Consider the following 23788-nt stretch of genomic DNA (forward strand, 5'->3'; position numbering starts at 1 on the left):
ACTCAAGGGCCCTGCTGAGCAGGGCCCTTTGTGCGTGCGTCACCCGGATGCAGGAATTCGTGAAGAAATTCACGATCAATCGCGCGATAATTCGATCAAGCGCCGATGGTGGCGTCAATGCTTTTAGGGCGTTACCTCTTTTGGGCGAGCCTGCGTGACCTCGATCATTTGCTGGAGAGCAAGTCACGGCTAATTCCGCTTACCGCGCCCTGTTTCGATCAGGTTCCGGTACCTAGAATCCGTCCACATCTTGAGCTCAGCCCAAGCGTCAAGGAGGACGAATGGCGGGGCTTTCTACCCCTCAGCAGTTCGATCACCCCACAACCTTCGCAGCCGCAGTGCTGACCGACGACAACCGCATCCTCGTGATGGTCATCGGCCTCGTGGCGCTGGCCGCGCTCGTGGTCGCGGGCATCCTGGTGCGCCAGGTGCTCGCCGCGGGCGAGGGCACCGACAGCATGAAGAAGATCGCGGCGGCGGTCCAGGAAGGTGCCAACGCCTACCTGGCCCGGCAACTGCGCACGCTCGGCGTATTCGCCGTGGTCGTGTTCTTCCTGCTCCTGCTGCTGCCCGCGGACGACTGGAATCAGCGGGCCGGCCGGTCGATCTTCTTTCTGATCGGCGCAGGCTTCTCGGCGGCCACCGGCTATATCGGCATGTGGCTCGCCGTACGCAGCAATGTCCGCGTCGCCGCGGCGGCTCGGGAAGCGACCCCGGCGGAGGGCGAGCCGGAAAAGGATCTCACCGCCGTCTCTCACAGAGCAATGAAGATCGCTTTCCGCACGGGCGGCGTCGTCGGCATGTTCACGGTGGGGCTCGGTCTGCTCGGTGCCTCCTGCGTGGTGCTGGTGTACGCGGCCGACGCGCCGAAGGTGCTCGAGGGATTCGGCCTCGGGGCCGCCCTGATCGCCATGTTCATGCGGGTCGGCGGCGGCATCTTCACGAAGGCCGCCGACGTCGGTGCCGACCTGGTCGGCAAGGTGGAGAAGGGCATTCCGGAGGACGACCCGCGCAACGCCGCGACCATCGCCGACAACGTGGGCGACAACGTCGGCGACTGCGCGGGCATGGCGGCCGACCTCTTCGAGTCGTACGCCGTGACCCTGGTCGCCGCGCTGATCCTCGGCAAGGCGGCCTTCGGTGACTCCGGCCTCGCCTTCCCGCTGCTGGTGCCCGCGATCGGTGTCGTCACCGCGATGATCGGCATCTTCGCCGTGGCCCCGCGCCGTACCGACCGCAGCGGCATGTCCGCGATCAACCGGGGCTTCTTCATCTCCGCGGTGATCTCGCTCCTGCTGGTCGCGCTGGCGGTCTTCGTCTATCTGCCCTCGTCGTACGCCGGTCTCGACGGCGTCACCGACGCGGCGATCAAGGGCAAGGACGGCGATCCGCGCATCCTCGCCCTGGTCGCGGTGGCGATCGGCATCGTGCTCGCCGCCGTCATCCAGCAGTTGACCGGCTACTTCACCGAGACCACCCGCCGTCCGGTCCGGGACATCGGCAAGAGCTCGCTGACCGGCCCGGCCACCGTCGTCCTCGCCGGCATCTCCGTCGGCCTGGAGTCGGCCGTCTACACCGCCCTGCTGATCGGCCTCGGCGTGTACGGGGCGTTCCTGCTCGGCGGTACGTCGATCATGCTGGCGCTGTTCGCGGTGGCGCTGGCCGGCACCGGACTGCTCACCACGGTCGGCGTGATCGTCGCGATGGACACCTTCGGACCGGTCTCCGACAACGCCCAGGGCATCGCCGAGATGTCCGGTGACGTCCAGGGCGCGGGCGCGCAGGTGCTCACCAACCTGGACGCGGTCGGCAACACCACCAAGGCCATCACCAAGGGCATCGCCATCGCCACCGCGGTCCTGGCGGCCTCGGCACTGTTCGGGTCGTACCGCGACGCGATCACCACCGGAGCGCAGGAAGTGGGCGAGAAACTCACCGGGGCCGGCGCGCCGATGAGCCTGATGATGGACATCTCGCAGCCCAACAACCTCGTCGGCCTCATCGCGGGCGCGGCGGTCGTCTTCCTCTTCTCGGGGCTGGCGATCAACGCGGTGTCGCGGTCGGCCGGGGCCGTGGTCTACGAGGTGCGGCGACAGTTCCGTGAGAAGCCGGGGATCATGGACTACACCGAGACCCCGGAGTACGGCAAGGTCGTCGACATCTGCACCAAGGACGCCCTGCGCGAACTCGCCACGCCCGGACTGCTGGCCGTGATGGCGCCGATCTTCATCGGCTTCACGCTCGGCATCGGGCCGCTCGGGGCGTTTCTCGCGGGCGCGATCGGGGCGGGGACGCTGATGGCGGTGTTCCTCGCCAACTCCGGTGGCGCCTGGGACAACGCCAAGAAGCTCGTGGAGGACGGCCACCACGGCGGCAAGGGCAGCGAGGCCCACGCGGCCACGGTGATCGGCGACACGGTCGGCGACCCCTTCAAAGACACCGCCGGTCCCGCGATCAACCCGCTGCTCAAGGTGATGAACCTGGTGGCACTGCTGATCGCGCCGGCCGTCATCAAGTTCTCCTACGGCGACGACAGGAGCATCGGGGTGAGAATCATGATCGCGATTCTCTCGCTCCTGGTCATCGTGGTCTCGGTGTACATCTCCAAGCGGCGCGGGATCGCCGTGGGTGACGAAGACAACGCCGAACGGGCCTCCAAGTCGGCCGATCCTGCGGTGGTTTCGTAGGCGGTCCCGACGAGGCCCAGTTCACAGGGCGGGTGGCGGCGCGCATCGACGCGTCGTCGCCCGCCCTGTGCGCGTTCGCGCCCCTGCTCGTGAGCCTTCTCTCACTTGGTGCAAATGGCTTCAATAGCTGAGTCAAGGGACATTCGTCGCGTGTCTGTCGCCTGCGCGACGTGTATGTTCCGGGGCCGAGAGCCATGGAAGGGACCGAACCGGTGAACAAGAAGCTCGCGGCCGCGCTGTCCGGCGGTGCGGTACTGGCGATGGCGCTGTCGGGATGCGGCAGTGACGGCGGCGGCCCCAGCGAGAAGCTGAGCGCCTGGGCCAAGCAGGTCTGCGACGCCGTACAGCCGCAGGCCAAGAAGATCGAGGCCGCCAACGCCGCCATCCAGAAGCAGACTTCGGACAGCAGTGCGCCGGAGGACGTCCAGAAGACCGACTCCCAGGCCTTCCAGGACATGTCGGACGCCTACAAGGCGATCGGCGACGCCGTCGACAAGGCGGGCGCGCCGGACACCGGTGACGCCAAGAACGACGAGAAGAAGCAGCAGGACGCGGTCAAGGAGCTCGACGGCATCGCCGCGTCGTACGCCTCCCTGAAGAAGCAGGTCGACGCGCTCGACACGAAGAACCAGGCCAAGTTCGCGGACGGCCTCAAGGATGTCGCCACCGAACTCGACAAGCTGAGCAAGAGCGGGAACGGCGCCCTGAAGACCCTGGAGGAGGGGGACGTCGGCAAGGCCATGGGCGAGCAGGCGAGCTGCAAGGCGGCGGCCTCCTCGGCGCCGGCCACGACGGGCTGACCCCCGGCCGCCGCACCCACGTACGACCCCGGAAGCCCCCGTACGCGCGCGTGCGGGGGCTTTCGCGCGTGTCCCGCGGTGCCGATGCGTGTGCGCCTGCCGCCGCGGTGCGGGGGCTGCCTCGGTGCGGGGCACGAGTGGGCGGGGGCGGGGGCTAGGGCGCGTGGATGTACGGGTGCGTGGCCGGACGCGATCGCGATGTCGGTCCGAGCGGACACAATGGGGGTGTGAGCGATTCCCCCCTCAGCCCCCTGCCCTCGGCCGACCGCCGCGACGTCACCGCCCGGCTGCGCGACGCCCTGCTCGGCGCCTCCTTCACCGCCGACGGACTGCTCGAACTGCTCGGCGCCGCCGCGTACGCGGCGCTGGCGCGCAGCGAGACCGTCCCCGCGCTCCGGGCGACCCGCGGGGACACGCCGCTGGAGATGCTCGTCAGGCTGTTCCTGCTGCAACAACCCGTGCCGCACGCCCGCGTGGCGGGCTTCCTGCCCGTCGACGCGTGCCTGGAGAACGGCTGGCTGACGCGCGCCGGGGACGAGGTCGCCGCGACCGTGGACGTACGGCCGTACGGCGGACCCGACGGCGAGGACTGGTTCATCGTGTCCGACCTGGGGTGCGCCGTCGGCGGCGCGGGTGGCATCGGCAGCCGGGACGAGGGTGTCGTGCTCGGCGTCGGCGGTGCCTCCACGACCCTCGCCGGGATCACCGTCCGGACGCCCGTCGCCGCCGCGCTCGACCTCGGCACCGGCTCCGGCATCCAGGCGCTGCACGCCTCCCGGCACGCCACACGTGTGACGGCGACCGACCTCAACCCGCGCGCGCTGCACATCACCGCCCTCACGCTCGCGCTGTCCGGAGCACCGGCCGCCGACCTGCGCGAGGGCTCGCTGTTCGAGCCGGTCCGAGAGGACGAGACGTACGACCTGATCGTGTCGAACCCGCCGTTCGTGATCTCGCCCGGCGCCCGGCTGACGTACCGCGACGGCGGGATGGGCGGGGACGATCTGTGCCGCACGCTCGTTCAGCAGTCGGGACAGCGGCTGAACGAAGGCGGTTTCGCGCAGTTCCTCGCCAACTGGCAGCACGTGGAGGGGGAGGACTGGCAGGACCGGCTGCGGTCATGGGTGCCGCGCGGGTGCGACGCCTGGATCGTGCAGCGCGAGGTGCAGGACGTCACGCAGTACGCCGAGCTGTGGCTCAGGGACGCGGGCGACCACCGGGGCGACACGGCCGAGTACCAGGCGCGCTACGACGCGTGGCTGGACGAGTTCGAGGCACGCAAGGTGAAGGCGGTCGGCTTCGGGTGGATCACCCTGCGCAGGACGGCGGCCGCCGAGCCCTCCGTCACCGTGGAGGAGTGGCCGCACCCCGTCGAACAGCCGCTCGGTGACACGGTCCGGGCGCACTTCGACCGGCTCGACTACCTGCGGGTGCACGACGACGTGGCCCTGCTCGCCGGTCACTTCAGGCTCGCCGCCGAGATCGTCCAGGAGCAGGTCGGGCTGCCCGGCGCCGAGGACCCGGAGCACGTGGTGCTGCGTCAGCACCGCGGCATGCGCCGGGCCACCAAGGTGGACACGGTCGGTGCGGGCTTCGCGGGCGTGTGCGACGGCTCGCTGAGCGCGGGCCGCATTCTCGACGCCATCGCGCAACTTGTCGGCGAGGATCCGGTGTTGCTGCGCGACCGTACGCCGGCGCAGATCCGCCTGTTGGTGGAGCAGGGGTTCCTCGAACCGGCCCGGTGACCCGGCGCGCGGCCCGCCCGTGCGACACGCCTGGGGCGTGAGCGCACCCCTGGGACACGCGTGTCCGCTCTGGCGGGATTGATCCGGTAAAGGCCTCCTGTCAGTGGCAGGTGCGAAGCTACCTTCGAGGGACAGGTCCACGCGTTCTCGGGGGAGGCGCGCTGTCCCGGGGGAGGCGTGATGGCGGGGGAGACGCCGGAGCAGGGCGAAGGCAGGGTCATCAACGGTCGGTATCGGCTGTCGCGGGCGCTCGGCGCGGGCGGCATGGGCCGCGTCTGGCGTGCGTACGACGAGGAGTTGGCCTGCGACGTCGCGATGAAGGAGATCGCGTTTCCGGATGTGCCGATGGACGCGACCGAGCCCGCGCAGCGCATCGCCCGGGCCCGCAGCGAGGCCCGGCACGCGGCGCGGCTGCGCGGCCATCCGCACGTGGCGACGGTGCACGACGTGGTGGTGCACGAGGGGCTGCCGTGGATCGTCATGGAGTACGTGCCGGACGCGGTAGACCTCCAGGCGGTCGTGCGCGGTTCGGGGCCGCTGCCGCCCGCGCAGGTGGCCCGCGTCGGGCTCGCCGTCCTCGACGCGCTCACCGCCGGGCACCGCATCGGGATCCTGCACCGCGACGTGAAACCGGCCAACATCCTTCTGGCGCCCGACGCGTCGGGCGACGCCTACGCGCGCGTGCTGCTCACCGACTACGGCATCGCCCTGCAGCCCGAGTCCCGTGAGCCCCGGCTGACCTCCACCGCCGGCATCCTCGGCACGCCCGGCTACCTCGCCCCCGAGCGGGCCCGCGGCGAGCCGCCCACGCCGGCCGCCGACCTGTTCTCCCTGGGCGCCACGCTGTACGCCGCCGTCGAGGGTCGCGGCCCCTTCGACCGCCACGGCGAGTACGCGACCCTGACTGCCCTGCTCGGCGAGGAGCCGGCCCCGGCGACGCGGGCCGGTGAACTGGCCCCCGTGCTCCAGGGGTTGCTGGTCAAGGACCCGGTGCGCCGGTCCGCGCCGGAGGCGGTCGCCCGCGGACTGGAGCGGGTGGTGCGGAGCGCCGAAGCCGTGGCGGGGCCGGGCCGGCCGGCGGGGCCCGTGCAGGCCGGGTTCGGTCCGCCGCCGTCGGGTTTCGGCCCGGCGCCGGGTACGCCGCACACGCCGGGTGTCGCGCAGACTCCCGGCACGCCTTCGACCCCGGCCGCCCCTCCCACACCGCACACCCCGCCCGGCGGTCCCGGACTGCCTGTGGCGGGCGGCCCGTTCACCCCGTCAAGCAGCGGTCCGGCCGGCGGCGGTCCGGCCACGCCCGGCGGGACGCCCGGCCGGGCCGCGTACGACGCCTGGCCGCCGCCGGCCGCGCGGCACGCCGCCGACCCCGGCAATCCGTACGCGCACGGCGGCTCCGCGAGCGGTTCCCCGTACGGGAACGGGCCGTACGCGGGAGGCGGCGGTCCGGCGCCGTACGCAAGCGGCGGCACGCCACCGTCGTACGGCGGTGGTGGCACGCCACCCCCCTATGCGGGCAACGGCACGCCGACCTACGCGGGAGGCGCCGGTCCCGCGGCCTTCGGTGCCGGCGGCCACGGCACCCCCGGCGGGCCGCCTCCCGGCGGCATGAACGCGGGTCCGCCGTCGTCCGCGGGGAAGCGGCGGGCGGCCGTCGTCGCGCTGGTGGTGGCTGTCGTCCTCGTCGTCGCGGGAGGCGCCTGGGCGGCCGTCTCGCTGATCGGCGGCGACGGGGACGGCGGCGAGGGCAGTGCCGCGACGAAGAAGTCGCCCACGGCGAGCGCGTCGCAGGGGTCGCCGTCGCCGACCGGGCCCGTGTATCCGTACGGGGACGTGGTCGGGCTCACCGAGCCGTTGGAGACCGGTGACTGCGTCAAGGCGGTGTGGTCGGGGACGCCGTTCGAGTCGCTGCCCAACCTGGGCGTGGTGGACTGCGCCGACGACTGGCCGGACGGTCAGGTCGTCGCGGTCGACACGGCGACCGACTACGCCGACGCCGGCGCACAGGGCGCCAAGCGGTGCGAGAACCAGAGCCGCGCGGTCGTCGCCGCGCTGCCGGACGCGGGCGGCTACGCCGTCGTACCGACGAAGGCGGGCTTCGCCGCGGCCGAGAGCGGTACGGCATGTCTCGTCCTCGGCCGCCATGCGGCGATAGGCGGCGAGGTGGGCCGTTTCCGCGACGCGGGCACGGATCTGTGGATCGGTCAGATGAGCGTGGACGACTGCTGGATCTACGAGGACCTGGACGACGGATACAAGTCACTGCTCACCGACTGCGCCAAAGCGCACACGGATCAGGTGATCGGAAGCGTTCAGGCGCCCGCCGGGATGAGCTACAAGAAGGCCGTCGACAACGCGACCAAGCTCTGCGGCAACAAGTTCGAATCGACCTGGGCGCCGGGGACGACGCGCAGGGTGTTCGGCTGGATCACCAGTGAGGACGACTGGACCGCCGGGTTCGACAAGGTCGTGTGCACGGTGGGCCGTGCCGACAACGCGAAGACGACCGGAAAGATACCCTTGCCCGGTTCGGTCTGAGGCCGCCGGGGTCCCGGCGCGTCGGCCCGGCGTTCACCCGGGGTTCGCCTGCGCGCCGCCCGCGCGTGCCAGCCTGCGGGGGTCGACCCGTCGCGGACGGCAGAAAAGGGGCGCGGCAAGCCATGGAGAGCGGACCGGCGATCTTCACCGGAGCGGTGTTCGCCCTGTTCGGAACCGCGTTGCTGGTGTGGACCGCGACCCGTGTCAGGCGTCGCGAACCTGTCGCCCTCGGTGTGAACCCGGTCGCATCGGCGGCCCTCGCGAGCGTCGTGGGAGTGGTCGCGCTGATCCTCGCCGCATGGTGTCTCGCCCGCGCCTGATACCTGCCCCGGCACCTTCCCGCCAGTAACTGAGAAGTCACACTCCGGATGGGCCCGTGAGGGCTGGTCGACAGTCCGGGCGGCAGGAATGGCGGTAGTCGGGTTACCGTTCGAGTGGCCGTTGCGGGCTTTTCCCGTTTGACACGGGGGCGGGATGTACCGTCACACTCCGCAGCGTCACCATGACCCGACCCCGGGACGAAGGCCTGGGGAGGCCCCAGCGTCGACCGGAGAGAAGAGCGAAGTTGTCCCCGACCAGCGACACCGCACACGGCGGCCGCCGACTCGTCATCGTCGAGTCGCCTGCCAAGGCGAAGACGATCAAGGGCTATCTCGGCCCCGGCTACGTCGTCGAAGCGAGCGTCGGGCACATCCGCGACCTCCCCAACGGCGCCGCGGAGGTGCCCGAGAAGTACACCGGCGAGGTCCGTCGCCTCGGAGTGGACGTCGAACACGACTTCCAGCCGATCTATGTGGTCAACGCTGACAAGAAGGCCCAGGTCAAGAAGCTCAAGGACCTGCTGAAGGACTCCGACGAGCTCTTCCTCGCCACCGATGAGGACCGCGAGGGCGAGGCCATCGCGTGGCACCTCCTCGAGGTCCTCAAGCCCAAGGTCCCGGTCCACCGGATGGTCTTCCACGAGATCACCAAGGACGCGATCCGGGCGGCCGTGGCCAACCCCCGCGACCTCAACCAGCGCATGGTCGACGCCCAGGAGACCCGCCGCATCCTCGACCGCCTCTACGGCTACGAGGTGTCGCCGGTCCTGTGGAAGAAGGTCATGCCGCGCCTGTCGGCCGGCCGGGTCCAGTCCGTCGCCACCCGACTCGTCGTGGAGCGGGAACGCGAGCGCATCGCTTTCCGTTCCGCTGAGTACTGGGACCTGACGGGAACCTTCGCGACCGGCCGCGCGGGAGATTCGTCCGACCCGTCGTCGCTGGTCGCCCGCCTCCAGAGCGTCGACGGCAAGCGGGTCGCGCAGGGCCGCGACTTCGACTCCGTGGGCCGGCTCAAGGGCGCGAACATCCTGCACCTCGACGAGGCGAACGCCCGCGCCCTGGCCGCCGCCCTGGAGAACACCCGGTTCGCCGTCCGGTCCGTCGAGTCCAAGCCGTATCGCCGTTCGCCGTACGCCCCGTTCCGTACGACGACGCTCCAGCAGGAGGCGAGCCGCAAGCTCGGCTTCGGCGCCAAGGCCACGATGCAGGTCGCGCAGAAGCTGTACGAGAACGGCTACATCACGTACATGCGTACGGACTCCACCACGCTGAGCGACACGGCGGTCACCGCCGCCCGCGCCCAGGTCACGCAGTTGTACGGAGCCGACTACCTGCCGGCCCAGCCGCGCACGTACGCCGGGAAGGTCAAGAACGCGCAGGAGGCGCACGAGGCGATCCGCCCTTCGGGTGATCGTTTCCGCACGCCCGCCGAGACCGGTCTGACCGGCGACCAGTTCAAGCTCTACGAGCTGATCTGGAAGCGGACCGTCGCCTCTCAGATGAAGGACGCGGTCGGTAACTCCGTCACCGTGAAGATCGCCGGCGCGGCCGCCGACGGCCGGGACGTCGAGTTCAGCGCGTCCGGCAAGACGATCACCTTCCACGGCTTCCTGAAGGCGTACGTCGAGGGCGCCGACGACCCGAACGCCGAGCTCGACGACCGCGAGCGCCGCCTGCCGCAGGTCGGCGAGGGCGACGCGCTCACGGCCGAGGAGATCACGGTCGACGGGCACGCCACCAAGCCCCCGGCCCGCTACACCGAGGCCAGCCTGGTCAAGGAGCTCGAAGAGCGCGAGATCGGCCGCCCGTCGACGTACGCGTCGATCATCGGCACGATCCTCGACCGTGGCTACGTCTTCAAGAAGGGCACGGCACTCGTGCCGTCGTTCCTCTCCTTCGCCGTGGTCAACCTGCTGGAGAAGCACTTCGGGCGGCTCGTCGACTACGACTTCACCGCCAAGATGGAGGACGACCTCGACCGCATCGCGCGCGGTGAGGCGCAGGCCGTGCCGTGGCTGAAGCGGTTCTACTTCGGCGAGGGCGAGGCGACCGGTGCCGCCGAGGCCGGCAACGGCGACGGGGACCACCTCGGTGGCCTCAAGGAGCTGGTGACCGACCTGGGCGCGATCGACGCGCGCGAGGTGTCGTCGTTCCCCGTGGGCAACGACATCGTGCTGCGGGTCGGCCGCTACGGTCCGTACGTCGAGCGCGGCGAGAAGGACTCCGAGAACCACCAGCGCGCCGACGTGCCCGAGGACCTGGCCCCGGACGAGCTCTCCGTCGAGCTCGCGGAGGAGCTGCTCGCCAAGCCGAGCGGCGACTTCGAGCTGGGCGCCGACCCGGAGTCCGGCCACCAGATCATCGCCAGGGACGGCCGCTACGGCCCGTACGTCACCGAGGTGCTTCCCGAAGGCACCCCGAAGACCGGCAAGAACGCGGTCAAGCCGCGTACGGCCTCCCTCTTCAAGTCGATGTCGCTGGACACGGTGACCCTGCAGGACGCGCTCAAGCTGATGTCGCTCCCCCGCGTCGTCGGCACGGACGCGGAGGGCGTGGAGATCACCGCGCAGAACGGCCGCTACGGCCCGTACCTGAAGAAGGGCACGGACTCGCGCTCGCTCCAGGCCGAGGACCAGCTCTTCACGATCACGCTGGAGGAGGCGCAGGCGATCTACGCCCAGCCCAAGCAGCGTGGCCGTGCGGCCGCCAAGCCGCCGCTGAAGGAACTGGGCGTGGACCCGGTCAGCGAGCAGCCGGTCGTCGTCAAGGACGGTCGCTTCGGGCCGTACGTCACCGACGGGGAGACCAACGCGACCCTGCGCTCCGGCGACAGCGTCGAGGAGATCACCCCGGAGCGCGGCTTCGAACTGCTCGCCGAGAAGCGGGCCAAGGGGCCCGCCAAGAAGACGGCGAAGAAGGCGCCCGCCAAGAAGGCTCCCGCCAAGAAGGCGGCCGCGACGAAGACGGCGGCCAAGAAGACCACGGCGGCCAAGAAGACGACCGCCGCGAAGAAGACGACCGCCAAGACGACCGCCGCGAAGAAGACGACGGCCGCCAAGGCGACGGCTTCGAAGACGGCCGCGGAGGACTGAGCGAGGCGGAGAGCGGCTGAGGGCCGCCGAGGGTCGCCGAGAGCGGCCTCGCTTCCTTCACCGCAGGTGCGCGAAACGCACGCCCCGGCATCACTTTGGTGTCGGGGCGTGCGTACGTCCGGGCGCGCGCCCCAGGCTGTCGGTGGCTGCCGATAGGCTGAAAGCATGACGCGAGCCGAGCAGCCAACGGCCAACCACCCGGCCCCGGACGACGCCCTGGTGGCGGACTCCCGCGAGCGCGCCGTCCGCGCCCTGCTGCGCCAGCCGCAGCTCAAGCGGCTGTGGAGCGCCCAACTCGTGGGAGGCGTGGGCGACATCCTCGCCCTCCTGGTGCTGGTCGTCCTGGCCCTTCAGACCGCCGTCGCCGAGGGATCGTTCGGCGGCGGCTACCGGGGCGTGGCCTTCGCGGTGGCGGCCGTCTTCGGGGTGCGCATCCTGGCGACGCTGCTCTTCGGAGCCGTCCTCCTCGGTCCGCTCACCTCGCTGACCTCGCAGGAGGGCCCGCTCGACCGCCGCTGGACGATGGTCGGCGCCGACGGCCTGCGGGCCGCGCTGCTGCTCGTGGCGCCGCTGTGGATCGACTGGACACCCGACGACGCACTCGCGCTCCTCCTGGTCACCGTGTTCGTGACCGGGGTCGCCGAGCGCTTCTGGACGGTGTGCCGCGAGAGCGCGGCACCCGCCCTGCTGCCCGCCCCGCCCCTGGAGGGCGCGACGGTACGGCCGCTGCCGGACCACATGGACGCCCTGCGCCGCCTGTCGCTGCGTACGAGCTTCGTCGCGATCCCCCTCGCGGCCGCCGCGCTGGCCGCCGCGGCCCTGGTCAACAACTTGCTGGGGGCCGGTATCGCCTGGTTCGCGCAGCACCAGGCGGCCCTCGGCTCGTATGTCGCCGCGGGGCTGTTCGCCGCGTCCCTGTCCGTGGTGACCTTCCTCGAGCTGCCCGACGTGCGCACTCCGCGCGCGCGGTCGCCGCTGGAGGGCCTGCGCCGGCCCAGGACCGCAGCGGGCCTCGACACCGGCCGTACGGGCGCGATCCCGCTGCTGCTGCTCGCCTGCGCCGCCGTCGCCGCGGCGGTCGCCGCCGCCGTCTCCGTGTCGGTGCTGCACGCCAAGGACCTGGGCGGCGGCCCCGTGCTGTACGGGCTGCTGGTGCTCGCGCTGACCGGCGGGGTCGTGGTGGGCATCCGTACCGCTCCGGCCGTCCTGCCGACGCTCTCCCGGCGCCGCCTGCTGTCGCTGGCGATCGCCTTCACCGGTGTGGCGCTGCTGGCCGCCGGGCTCGTCCCGGACGTCACCAGCGTGCTGCTGATCGTCGCGCTGGCCGGCGTGGGCGCGGGCGTGGCCGCCAACACCGGGCACACCCTCCTCGACCAGGAGGCCGAGGACCACCGGCGGGCGCGGACGACCGAGCACCTGCACGCGGTCGTACGGGTCTTCGTGGCGCTCGGCGCGCTGCTCGCCCCGCTGGTCGCCGCCCTCATCGGGCCGCACCGGCTGGAGAACGGCAAGTTCGTGTTCGCGCACGGCGGCGCCGCCTTCACCCTGATGCTGGTCGGCGCGCTGCTGCTGCCGGTGGCCGCGCTGGTGCTCGCCAAGGTCGACGACCGCTCCGGCGTCCCGCTGCGGCACGACCTGCGGGACGCGCTGCTCGGCGGCGACGACCCGGTGCAGACACCCGCGACCGGCGGTTTCTTCATCGCGCTGGAGGGCGGCGACGGCGCCGGCAAGTCCACCCAGGCCGAGGCGCTCGCCGACTGGGTCCGGGCCAAGGGGCACGAGGTCGTGCTCACGCGCGAGCCGGGGGCCACGCCCGTGGGCAAGCGGCTGCGGTCGATCCTGCTGGACGTGTCGTCGGCCGGGCTGTCGCACCGCGCGGAGGCGCTGCTGTACGCGGCGGACCGTGCCGAGCATGTCGACACCGTCGTACGGCCCGCGCTGGAGCGTGGCGCGGTGGTGATCTCGGACCGCTACATCGACTCGTCGGTGGCGTACCAGGGGGCGGGCCGTGACCTGTCCCCGACCGAGATCGCGCGGATCTCGCGCTGGGCGACGAACGGGCTGGTGCCGCATCTGACGGTCCTGCTGGACGTGTCTCCGGAGGCGGCCCGCGAGCGGTTCACGGAGGCGCCGGACCGGCTGGAGTCGGAGCCGGCCGAGTTCCACGCGCGCGTGCGGTCAGGGTTCCTGGCGCTGGCCGCCGCCGACCCCGGGCGCTACCTGGTCGTCGACGCCGGGCAGGAGCCCGAGGCGGTGACCACGGTCGTACGGCATCGGCTCGACCAGATGCTGCCGCTGTCCGAGGCCGAGGTGAAGGCCGCCGAGGAGGCCCGCAAGGCCGCCGCGGAGGAGGCCGCCCGTAAGGCCGAGGAGGAGGCCGCCCGCAAGGCCGAGGAGGAACGCCTCGAGCGCGAGCGCCAGGAGCAGCTCGCGCGGCTGCGCGCCGAGGAGGAGGAGCGCAAGCGGCACGAGCTGGAGGAGGCGCAGCGACGCGAGGCCGAACGACAGGCGGAGGAGGCCCGGCTGCGGGCCGAGGAAGCGCGCCGGCGGGCCGAGGAGGAGCGGGTGCGGCTCCTCGCCGAGGAGAAGGTCCGGGCCGAGGAGGAGACGCGGCGCAGGGCCGAGGAGGAGCGGCGGCGCAAGCAGGCCGAGGAGGAGGCCAGGCTGCACGCCGAGGCCGAGGAACGGCGCCTGGAGAAGCAGCGCAAGGCCGAGGAGGCCCTGATGCGGGCCGAGCAGGCACGCCGGGCCGCCGAGCAGGCCGCGGCCGCCGCGCAGGCCGGACCGCAGCCGGCGTCGCCGTCGGCGGCCGCCTTGACGCCGGAGGCGGCGACCGTGCCGACACCGGTGGTGTCGCCGTCGCCGAAGAACGCGTCGGGCGGGGCGGACGAGACGGCGGTGCTGCCGCGGGTCGCCGACGGGGCCCAGGACAGGGGCAGTGACAGTGCCCGGGAGCGCGACGGGGACGATCCGCGGTCTGCGGGTGCGCGGTGGTCCGCTGACTCTGACGACCAGCGGTCTGCCGGCGATCAGCGGTCTTCCGGTGTCCGGTCCGCCGCCGGGTCCGACTCGGAGGTGACGGCCGAGCTGCCGCAGCCGTCGGCGCCGTCCGGCGCGGCCGACGAGACGACCGTGCTGCCGTCTGTCGCCTCCCGTGCCGCGGACGAGACCGCGGTACTGCCGCCCGTCGTGCCCGGCGCGGCGGACGAGACGGCCGTGCTGCCGCCCGTGCGCGACGAGGACCCCGCGGACCGCGTGCCGTCCGGATATTTCCGCGACGAGCCGGCGACGCCGCGGGGGACGGACCGCTCCGACGACCGCACGCGGGAGCTGCCGCAGGTCGACGAGGAAGGCGCGCCGCGCAGGCGGCCCCGGTCCGACTGGGCCGAGGAGACACCGTTGGACGACCTGCCGACGCTGGCGGACGAGCTGCTCGGGTCGCGTGAGGACGAGGACGAGGGGTACGGCGAGGAGCGCGGCCGCAGGCGCGGCCGGGGCCGCTGAGCCCGGCCGCCCGGGGCGCTTCGGCGGCGACCGTGCCGCCCCGGCGAGCCGTGCCGTCGCGAGGCGGCGCGGCGGTCGCCCCCTCGGCGGTCGTCTCCACGTGGTCGGTGGCCGCGTTGTCAGTGGCTCCGCGCACAATGGATCCCGCACCTCGAAACGTGACGAAAGGGTGGCGTGACCCATGACCGTGTGGGACGACCTCGTCGGGCAGGAGAAGGTCAGTGAGCAGCTGGCCGCCGCTGCCCGGGACGCCGACGCCCTCGTCACGGCGGTCGCCACCGCCGCGCCGCTGCCCGAGGCGTCCAAGATGACGCACGCGTGGCTGTTCACCGGGCCGCCCGGAGCGGGGCGGACGCAGACGGCGCACGCCTTCGCCGCCGCGTTGCAGTGCGTCAGTCCGGACCGGGCGCTCGGCGGAGTCCCCGGCTGCGGGTTCTGCGACGGATGTCACACCGCGCTCATCGGCACCCATGCCGATGTCAGCACGGTCGCCGCGGTGGGCGCGGAGATCCTCGTGAAGGACATGCGGGACACGGTCCGCAAGTCGTTCACGTCACCGGCGAACGGCCGCTGGCAGGTGATCCTCGTCGAGGACGCCGAGCGGTTGAACGAGAAGTCGGGCAACGCAGTCCTCAAAGCCGTGGAGGAGCCGGCTCCCCGCACGGTCTGGCTGCTGTGCGCACCTTCGCTGGAAGACGTCCTGCCGACCATCCGCTCCCGCTGTCGCCACCTGAACCTGCGGACGCCCTCCGTCGACGCCGTCGCCGACATGCTCGTACGCCGTGAGGGCATCGAGCCCGGCATCGCCGCCGCCGCCGCCCGCGCCACGCAGGGGCACGTCGACCGGGCCCGGCGCCTGGCCTCCGATCCGGCCGCGCGCGAGCGCCGGGCCGCGGTGCTGAAGCTGCCGCTGCGGGTCGAGGACATCGGTGGCTGCCTCAGGGCCGCCCAGGAACTCGTCGACGCGGCCGCCGAGGACGCCAAGCAGCTCGCCGAGGAGGTCGACGGCAAGGAGACGGAGGAGCTGAAGACAGCGCTGGGCGCGGTCCAGGGCGGCCGGCTGCCGCGCGGCACCGCGGGCGTCATGAAGGATCTGGAGGACATGCAGAAGCGCCGCCGGACACGGACACAGCGGGACAGCCTCGACCTCGCGCTCACCGACCTCACCGGCTTCTACCGCGACGTCCTGGCCCTCCAGCTCGGCTCCCGCATCGCCCTCGCCAACGTGGACGCGGAGGACAGCCTGGAGCGCCTGGCCCACGGCAGCAGCCCGGAGGCCACGCTGCGCCGGATCGAGGCGATCGGCGCCTGCCGCGACGCCCTCGACCGGAACGTGTCCCCGCTGCTGGCGGTGGAGGCGATGACGATGGCCCTGAGAGCGGGCTGAGCGGGCTGAGCGGGCTGAGCGCGCTGAGCGGCGGACCACGGCGAGGCGGCGCGACAGGCGCCCGATGACCGACCTCCGCTGATCGGCTCCCGGAGACCGGCGACACCTGACCGGTGACGGGCGACCCGCGACCGGTGACGGTGACCGGCGGCGGGTGACCGGCGGCCGGCGACGTAAATCACCCATCACCGCAGGTTGACGGCATAACTCGTACGAGCCACATCGCGCACGCAGCGCATCCGCACCGTCGCACAGGGTTAGGCTCGCTTGATGCACATCAGGCGCGCCCTCCGTCCGACCGGCCGAAACCCACAGCACCGCACCGCAGCCACCGGCACCGTCACGATCCGTACCGCCGGCACCCTGCTCACCGCCGCGGCCCTGCTCGTCTCCGCGTGCTCCGCAGGGGGCGCGACGAGTTCCGGGACCGCGGCGGCGCAGGCGGCGCTGGCCGCACTGCCCCGTGCCACTCCGTCCGCGCTCAAGTCGTACTACGAGCAGAAGCTGAGCTGGCGCACCTGCGGCGTCCCCGGCTTCGAGTGCGCCACGATGAAGGCGCCGCTCGACTACGACCGGCCCGGCGCCGGCGACGTACGGCTGGCCGTCGCCCGCAAGAAGGCCACGGGGCCGGGCAAGCCGCTGGGCTCCCTGCTGGTGAACCCGGGCGGACCGGGCGGTTCGGCGGTCGGCTACCTCCAGCAGTACGCCGGTATCGGCTACCCGGCCGAGGTCCGCGCCCGCTACGACATGGTCGCCGTCGACCCGCGCGGGGTGGCCCGCAGTGAGCCCGTCAAATGCCTCGACGGACGGCAGATGGACGCGTACGCGAAGACGGACGTCACGCCCGACGACCAGCGGGAGGTCGACGGACTCGTCGACACGTACAAGAAGTTCGCGGAGGGCTGCGGCCGGGACTCCCCGAACCTGCTCCGCCATGTCTCCACCGTCGAGGCGGCCCGGGACATGGACATCCTGCGGGCGGTGCTGGGCGATCAGAAGCTGAATTATGTGGGGGCCTCGTACGGGACGCTGCTCGGGGCGACGTACGCGGGCCTGTACCCGGAGCGGGTGGGCCGGTTCGTCCTGGACGGCGCGCTGGACCCGACGCTGTCCGCCCGGCGCACGAACCTCGACCAGACGGCGGGCTTCGAGACGGCGTTCCAGTCGTTCGCGAAGGACTGCGTACGGCACAGCGACTGCCCGCTGGGCGACCGGAACACGAAGCCCGAGCAGGTCGGCGACAACCTCAAGGCGTTCTTCCGGAAGCTCGACGCCCACCCCATCCCCACCGGCGACGCGGACGGCCGCAAGCTCGGCGAGGCCCTCGGTACCACCGGCGTGATCGCCGCGATGTACGACGAGGGGGCTTGGCCGCAGCTGCGCGAGGCGCTGAACTCGGCGATGAAGAAGAACGACGGCGCGGGCCTGCTCGCCCTCTCCGACAGCTACTACGAGCGGGACGCCGACGGAAGCTACACGAACCTGATGTTCGCCAACGCGGCGGTGAACTGCCTGGACCTTCCGGCGTCGTTCTCCTCCCCGGACCAGGTGAAGGAATCCCTCCCCGCCTTCGAGAAGGCCTCCCCGGTCTTCGGCGAGAGCTTCGCCTGGTCCTCGCTGAACTGCGCGTACTGGCCGGTGAAGGCCACGGGCGAGCCGCACCGCATCCAGGCGCAGGGCGCGGCCCCGATCGTCGTGGTCGGCACGACCCGCGACCCGGCGACGCCGTACCGCTGGGCCCAGTCCTTGGCAAGCCAGCTCTCCTCGGCGCGCCTGCTCACCTACGAGGGCGACGGCCACACCGCCTACGGCCGCGGCAGCACCTGCATCGACTCCGCCATCAACACCTACCTCCTCCGCGGCACCCCTCCGGCCGAGGGAAAGCGCTGCTCATAGCGCAGGTCACCGGCCCCGGAGACCCTGCTCCGGGGCCGGTACGAAGCACCCCTCGAAACTGTGTAGACTTACCGACGTTGCTGATCGCACCATGGTGCGGACAGCGCGCCGCCTTAGCTCAGATGGCCAGAGCAACGCACTCGTAATGCGTAGGTCTCGGGTTCGAATCCCGAAGGCGGCTCTGCCGAAGCCTCAGGACTCACTCGCCGTGACCTGGGGCTTTTGCTTTTTCGCGACCGGCCAGGGCGCGGCAAGGTGACCGCGCCCTGTTCTTCTTCACCTTGGCCCGGGTTTCCGCCCTTTGAGCGGCGTCCTTTCACCGGGGCACCGGCCGAGCGGAGCTCGGTGGGGCGTGCCCCGGTCGACGCGTCGGTCAGAAGATGCCCTTGTACGCCTGCCACCCTGTGGCGATCCTCACACGGGGCCCCAACGACCCCTTGCCGTTGCCGGGGTTGCGCCAGACGTTGCCCGAGGTGTCGCGGGCGACGATGTCCGCCTTGCCGTCGCCGGTGATGTCGCCCGCACCGACGATGACGTTGTACGACCCGCCCCAGCCGGCGACGAGCTTCACCCGGGACTTGAAGCCGCCGGAACCGTTGCCGTCGTACCGCCACAGGGTGTTGGACTTGTCGAGGGCCAGGAGGTCGCCACGGCCGTCGCCGTTGAAGTCGCCGACACCCACGATCTTCTTGTAGGCCGACCAGTTCGTCGCGATCCGTACCCGCGACGACAGCTTCCCCGCGCTCGTCCCCTGGTAGAGGAACACCTCGCCGGTGGATGTCTTGCGGGTGATCAGGTCGGGGCGGCCGTCGCCCGTGATGTCACCCGGCGAGGTGAGGACGTCGTACTGGTTCCAGCCGGTGCCCAGCGAGGTGTGCGGGGTGCCGGTGGAGAAGGGCTGGCCGCGCATGGTCCGGTACGCCCGCAGTTCGCCGTTGCCGAATCGGACGAGGATGTCGTTGCGGCGGTCGTCGTTGAGGTCGCCGAACGGGATCAGGGTCGCCGAGGAGGGCCAGCCCGAGGCCGACATGGACCCGTTGACCGCGCCAGATCCGTTCCCCGGCCGGTAGCTGACGACCCCGGACGACGACAGGGTCAGGAGGTCGCCGATGCCGTCCGGCGCCCACGCGCCGCTGTGGGTGAAGTCGTGTCTCTGGGCGGCCCCGTCGGTCACCAGCACCGTCTGCGACACGGTCAGCGCGGCACCGGAGCCGTCGGCGGGCGGGGCCGTGAGCTTGAAGGTGTATGTGCCGTTGGGCACGAGCGCGCCCGCGTTGTCACGCGTGTCCCACCGCACGGTGACCGTGCCGTCCACGGCGCCGCCGTCGAGCGTGCGGACCACGGCGCCGGTGGCCTTCCGGGTGAGGGTGGCCGTCCACGAGGTGGCGGGCTTGGACAGCAGGCCGTGCCACTGCCACCACGGGTTGCGTGCCGAGGTGCTGTCCGAGGCGTTGTCGGTCACCTCGGACTCGATGGCGCCGAGCGCCTGGGTGGCGACGCCGGTGGGCACCAGATGGATCCGGTGGTCGGCGTCCACGTAGGCTGCGGGCCCGCCGAACTTGTCCACGGTCCAGGTCACCCCGCGCAGACTGGAGGCGCCTGCCGCGAGGTCGCCGATCTTCCGGGTGGTCGGGGTGCCGTCGCCGAAGGCGGTGAGCAGGAGCGCGCCGGCCGCGGTGTCGTGCCGGACGATGTAGCCGTCGCCGAGGAGGGCAAGCCCGGACGGGACGGCGATGTTCTTCTTCGCCGTACGGTCCCAGACGCCGGCTGTGGCGGTGGGGCCGCAGGACCAGTAGATCCAGCGGCCGACCGCCTGGAGTTCCTTGGGTGCGCACGGGGCGCCGGTGCTCACGGTGGCGGTGGTCCTGCCGGTCTTCAGGTCCCGCGCGGTGACGGTGCCTGTGGTGCTACCCGGCGTCCACAGCTCGGTTCCCCACACGGAGGCGGCCGTGACGGAACGGGTCACGATGGGCTGGAGGTCGGTGTACACGCCGAGATCGCCGACATACTGCCGGGCGGGAGAGGTGCCGTTGACGACCGCGTAACGGCCGGTGACGTCCAGGATGCTGCCGGCGGCCGAGGGCAGGTAGAAGAAGCCGGCCGGGTCGGCCGAGTCGATGGACCTGACGTACGAGCCGACGGGGTCGGAGCCGGCGGTGAACGTGACCGCACGGCCGTCGCCGGTGGTGTACGGGCCCGTAGCCCAGCCGTCCCAGCCGCGCCAGGTCGGCGCCCCCGTCGTGCCGTCGGCCGAGACGCGCCGGGTGTAGTAGGCGCCCATGAAGCTGGCGTCGGCCTCGTCGGTGACCAGGGTGCCGTTCTGCAGGGAAAGCCGTTCGATTCTGGCGGCCACCGATGGGACGGCCGTCACCTCGGTCAGCGTCGGCGCGTCCGCCCCCGTGTCGGTGACCTTGCGCACCGTCCAGTGCGCGGAGTCGGTTCCGCCCACGGTCAGCAGCCCGCCGTCCGAGGTCGCCGTGACCGAGGTGTTCGCGTGGCGGAGAAGAGTGAGCGCGTCACCGCCCGCGAGAGGGACGGCCGTCAGGGGCTCGCCGGACACGTCGGCCATGTTGTGGGGTGACGACGGCACGGAACGGGCGACCACCAGCCAGCGGCCGGCGATGCCCAGGTACGGGGTGCCCTCGGTGCCGGGCAGGGTCACCCTCGTCTCGGCGGCGGACAGGTCGGCGCGGTCCAGGACGTGCGCCGTGCTGCCGGAGGCGTACCAGACCAGGCGGTCGTCGCTCAGGACGACCGAAGCCGGGGCGGTGGGCACCGTGACGTCGCCGGTGACCTTCGCGGCGGTCAGGTCCACCAGTGCCAGGTGGCGGGCGCCTGCCAGGGCGTAGCCGAGGACGGCGGTGCGGCTGTCGCCGCCCAGGACGGTGAAGTTGGCGGTGATGTCCGTCGGCCAGCCGTCGACGAGTGCGCCGTCGTCCGGTGCGCCGGCGCCGTACAGCCGCAGCACGCGGTTGCCGTCCAGGTCCTGTGCCTGGGTGAGCACATGGGAGCCGAAGGTGGCCGAGTACACGCCGTGCGTGATGGCGACGTCCGTGGTGGTGCCGGTGGCCATGTCCCTGAGGACGACCTTCTTGGTGGGCGAGACGACGTCGGCCACGACGTCGGACGACGAGCCGAGGTACGCGGGGAGGTCGAGCCGGGCGAGGTTGCCCAGTTCGGTCGTCGCACCGGTGTCGTACGACGTCCACAGGTATCCGGAACGGCCCTCCTGAGCATGCAGATAGCCGCTCGGGCCGGAGGTGTGGACACGGTCCGCGCGCGGGAGGTAGCGGTCCGACTGGAAGGTCTTCTCCGCCGCGAGGGCGGTGTGCGTGTCCGCGGTGTCCGCGACGGCCGGGACGGAGAGCCGGCCGGGACCGACGGTCACGGCGAGCAGGGCCGACGCGGCGGCGAGACCACGGCTGGTGACGATCGAGCGGCGGGCCAACGCGGGCCTCCTGAGCGACGGCGAGGCGCGGCGGGACAGCGGTGGCCGAAGCGCGCGTCGGCGGATACCGCGAAGAATCTCCAGCCCCCCGGCTGTCCCCCCGTGCAAGACGCCCTGAGGGTAACAACGGCCTCGAGAACAACAGGCGTACTGCTGATCACTTCCGCGTAACGGCGAGCGGGCCCGGGCGGAAGGCCTCCAGCCACTGGTGGCCCCTGGCGGGAGTTTTGGAACAGTACGGTAACTGGCGTATATGCAAAGCTTTTTGAACGTTTCCTTCCCTTGGGCCGTCGGTCTCGTGCTGTCGTTGGCGGCCTGCGGCGGGGTCGGCGCGCCCGAGGCGTCGGGCAGTACGGATCCCTCGGCGTCCTCGGCGTCCTCGGCATCCTCCTCGGGTCCCCGGCCCGCGCCGGCCGCCGACAAGGGACCGGAGTGCGACGGTGGCAAGGATGCCGAGGGCGTGCACCTTCTGCGGGGCGGCGTCACGGCGCTGCCGGACGGCGGGATGTCGGCCTACGCGGAGGCGGCCGCCGACGGGCGGCACCGCACGGCCGTGCTGTCCGCCGACGAGGGCAGGCGGACCGTGGCGGCGGGGCAGCGGGTCACCCTGAACGGGCACTCCTACACGGTCGCCCGGATCTGTACCTATCGCGTGGTCCTCACCACACCGGACCTCAGCGGCACGAACCAGGGGGCGCACATGGCCACGTGGCCGACGACGCAGGACGGTCACTGGCGGCTGCGCCGGCACGTGCCCGACAACGGGCCCGCGTTGGGGGCCGTCGTGACCGACGTCCAGGACGGTCCGGCACGGGCCTCGATCAGCGTGACGGCCCCGGGTCAGGGACAACTCGCCTTCTACGACGACGTACGCAAGGGTGCCACCGTCGAGGTCGCGGGCCGTCTGTGGAACGTCGAGTCCATCGACGCGGGCCGCATGAACGTCGACATGGACTCGCCGGACTTCAGGGCGGGCCACGTGGACCTTCGGGAACTCGCGGACCCCTGAGCCGGGTCCGGGTGGGTCCGGGCGGCGAAACGTCGGCCCTGCCCGGGAGCGGTGTGCTGACGAACCCGTGCGTGTGGTCGAGGGGGAGGAGTGGGCCCGGGTCAAGTTCCCCTGGCATAAGGAAAATCGCCGCAAACGGGACGCAAAGTGAAGGGGAGTCGGGGGAACCGTCGGACCTGAGGCAACATCTTGGTGAACGACAGGCGTCGTCGTGGGCCGGATGGGGTGAGGGATGTCGGTGGAGCCGAGAATCGCCGTCGCGGTGGTGACCATGGGGAACCGGCCCGCCGAAGTCGACGCCCTGCTGGAGTCAGTGGCCAAGCAGGACCTCGCGCCCACCCGCATCGTGATCGTCGGCAACGGCTCCCCGCTGCCCGAGTTCGGCCGCCGGCTGTCGCTGCCCGGTGAGGTCACCGTCGTGGAGGAGGACGAGAACCTCGGCTGCCCGGGCGGCCGCAATGTCGCCCTCGCCCGGCTGCGGGAGTTCGGGGACGTCGACGTCGTGGTCGAACTCGACGACGACGGGCTGCTGGTCGACTCCGACGTGCTGCGCCGCGTACGGGACCTGTACGCGGCCGACCCGCGCCTGGGCATCGTCGGCTTCCGCATCGCCGACGAGCACGGTGAGACGCAGCGTCGGCATGTGCCGCGGGCCGGGGCCGCCGACCCGATGCGGGGCGGGTACGTGACCGGGTTCCTCGGGGGCGGGCACGCCCTGAGCATGGCGATGCTGGCGGAGACCGGCGACTGGCCCGCCGCGTTCTTCTTCGCGCACGAGGAGACCGACCTGGCCTGGCGGGCCGGCGACGCCGGATGGAAGATCCTCTACGCGCCCGAGCTCCTGCTCCAGCACCCGAAGACCTCGCCCGCCCGGCACGCCGTCTACTACCGGGTGACGGCGCGCAACCGGGTGTGGCTGGTCCGGCGGCGGCTGCCGCTGCCGCTCATCCCCGTTCACCTCGGGGTGTGGATCGTCGTCACGCTGTTGCGGACCCGGTCGCTCGGCGGGCTGCGGGCCTGGTTCGGCGGCTTCGTGGAGGGTCTGCGCGAGCCGGCCGGGGAACGCCGGCCCATGCGCTGGCGGACGGTGTGGCGACTGACGCGACTGGGGCGGCCGCCGGTCATCTGAGGGTCCGCGGCTGCCGTCGGCCGGTTGAGGACCTGGGCCGCGGTGGCTGTGCGGGGGCCGCGGACGAGGGTGCGGATGGGGCCGCGCACGAAGGCGCGGACGGGGGTGCGGACGAGGGCCTCGGTCGTTCACCTCCGACGACCGAGGCCCCGTACGCTCCCGGACCCGGCCGCGGCGGCGACACTCCCCCGAGTTGCGCGTCATGACGCGCGCACCGTCGAGGCCAGATCCGACGT

The 23788-nt window shown here is 72.0% G+C and carries 12 protein-coding genes and 1 tRNA gene; 12 read left to right on the plus strand and 1 reads right to left on the minus strand.

Annotation, left to right across the window (positions count from 1 at the left end; genetic code table 11):
* Window positions 1–281 precede the first annotated feature (281 nt).
* From ACFV0T_RS08140 to ACFV0T_RS08185, 10 genes are all read left to right on the plus strand, one after another.
* On the plus strand, window positions 282–2687 hold the full coding sequence (locus ACFV0T_RS08140) for a sodium-translocating pyrophosphatase (RefSeq protein WP_385775733.1): 2406 nt from the start codon (window positions 282–284) through the stop codon (window positions 2685–2687).
* Window positions 2688–2881: 194 nt separating this feature from the next.
* The gene (locus ACFV0T_RS08145; protein WP_385775735.1) at window positions 2882–3487 is read left to right on the plus strand and encodes a small secreted protein; all 606 of its coding nucleotides are present in this window, start codon (window positions 2882–2884) and stop codon (window positions 3485–3487) included.
* A gap of 227 nt (window positions 3488–3714) precedes the next feature.
* Window positions 3715–5232 carry a methyltransferase gene (locus ACFV0T_RS08150; protein WP_385775737.1) on the plus strand — a complete coding sequence of 506 codons (1518 nt, stop codon included), beginning with the start codon at window positions 3715–3717 and terminating at the stop codon, window positions 5230–5232.
* Between the two features lie 180 nt (window positions 5233–5412).
* Complete coding sequence (locus ACFV0T_RS08155; protein ID WP_385775739.1) at window positions 5413–7767, plus strand: protein kinase; 2355 nt, start codon at window positions 5413–5415, stop codon at window positions 7765–7767.
* Between the two features lie 122 nt (window positions 7768–7889).
* The gene (locus tag ACFV0T_RS08160) at window positions 7890–8087 is read left to right on the plus strand and encodes a hypothetical protein (RefSeq protein ID WP_385775741.1); all 198 of its coding nucleotides are present in this window, start codon (window positions 7890–7892) and stop codon (window positions 8085–8087) included.
* Between the two features lie 245 nt (window positions 8088–8332).
* Window positions 8333–11179, plus strand: coding sequence for a type I DNA topoisomerase (topA, locus tag ACFV0T_RS08165; RefSeq protein WP_385775742.1), 2847 nt, complete (start codon window positions 8333–8335; stop codon window positions 11177–11179).
* Window positions 11180–11344: 165 nt separating this feature from the next.
* Complete coding sequence (gene tmk / locus ACFV0T_RS08170) at window positions 11345–14683, plus strand: dTMP kinase (protein ID WP_385775744.1); 3339 nt, start codon at window positions 11345–11347, stop codon at window positions 14681–14683.
* Window positions 14684–14864: 181 nt separating this feature from the next.
* Window positions 14865–16070, plus strand: a complete 1206-nt coding sequence (locus ACFV0T_RS08175) for a DNA polymerase III subunit delta' (protein WP_385775746.1) — start codon at window positions 14865–14867, stop codon at window positions 16068–16070.
* A 270-nt stretch (window positions 16071–16340) separates the two neighbouring features.
* Window positions 16341–17966 (plus strand): alpha/beta hydrolase, encoded by a 1626-nt coding sequence (locus ACFV0T_RS08180; RefSeq protein WP_385775748.1) that lies wholly within the window; start codon window positions 16341–16343, stop codon window positions 17964–17966.
* 107 nt (window positions 17967–18073) lie between these two features.
* Window positions 18074–18147: transfer RNA gene (locus ACFV0T_RS08185), tRNA-Thr, on the plus strand.
* A gap of 192 nt (window positions 18148–18339) precedes the next feature.
* On the opposite strand, the gene ACFV0T_RS08190 is transcribed toward ACFV0T_RS08185, so the two are convergent.
* A complete protein-coding gene (locus ACFV0T_RS08190; protein ID WP_385775750.1) occupies window positions 18340–21414 on the minus strand; it encodes an FG-GAP-like repeat-containing protein in 3075 nt (1024 codons plus the stop codon).
* Between the two features lie 265 nt (window positions 21415–21679).
* On the opposite strand from ACFV0T_RS08190, the gene ACFV0T_RS08195 reads away from it, so the two are divergent.
* The gene (locus ACFV0T_RS08195) at window positions 21680–22423 is read left to right on the plus strand and encodes a hypothetical protein (protein ID WP_385775752.1); all 744 of its coding nucleotides are present in this window, start codon (window positions 21680–21682) and stop codon (window positions 22421–22423) included.
* A 232-nt stretch (window positions 22424–22655) separates the two neighbouring features.
* Entirely contained in the window at window positions 22656–23552 is an 897-nt protein-coding gene (locus ACFV0T_RS08200; protein ID WP_385775754.1) for a glycosyltransferase family 2 protein, read from the plus strand.
* Window positions 23553–23788: the final 236 nt, after the last annotated feature.

The organism is Streptomyces sp. NPDC059582, from assembly GCF_042735715.1.
Taxonomy (GTDB): Bacteria; Actinomycetota; Actinomycetes; order Streptomycetales; family Streptomycetaceae; genus Streptomyces.

What these genes read in the sequence shown, in the direction of transcription:
- ACFV0T_RS08160 (WP_385775741.1), top strand. Translation starts at nt 7,890, where the DNA reads ATGGAGAGCGGACCGGCGATCTTCACCGGAGCGGTGTTCGCCCTGTTC.
- ACFV0T_RS08200 (WP_385775754.1), top strand. Translation starts at nt 22,656, where the DNA reads ATGTCGGTGGAGCCGAGAATCGCCGTCGCGGTGGTGACCATGGGGAAC.
- ACFV0T_RS08140 (WP_385775733.1), top strand. Translation starts at nt 282, where the DNA reads ATGGCGGGGCTTTCTACCCCTCAGCAGTTCGATCACCCCACAACCTTC.
- ACFV0T_RS08175 (WP_385775746.1), top strand. Translation starts at nt 14,865, where the DNA reads ATGACCGTGTGGGACGACCTCGTCGGGCAGGAGAAGGTCAGTGAGCAG.
- tmk (WP_385775744.1), top strand. Translation starts at nt 11,345, where the DNA reads ATGACGCGAGCCGAGCAGCCAACGGCCAACCACCCGGCCCCGGACGAC.
- ACFV0T_RS08180 (WP_385775748.1), top strand. Translation starts at nt 16,341, where the DNA reads ATGCACATCAGGCGCGCCCTCCGTCCGACCGGCCGAAACCCACAGCAC.
- ACFV0T_RS08155 (WP_385775739.1), top strand. Translation starts at nt 5,413, where the DNA reads ATGGCGGGGGAGACGCCGGAGCAGGGCGAAGGCAGGGTCATCAACGGT.
- ACFV0T_RS08145 (WP_385775735.1), top strand. Translation starts at nt 2,882, where the DNA reads ATGGAAGGGACCGAACCGGTGAACAAGAAGCTCGCGGCCGCGCTGTCC.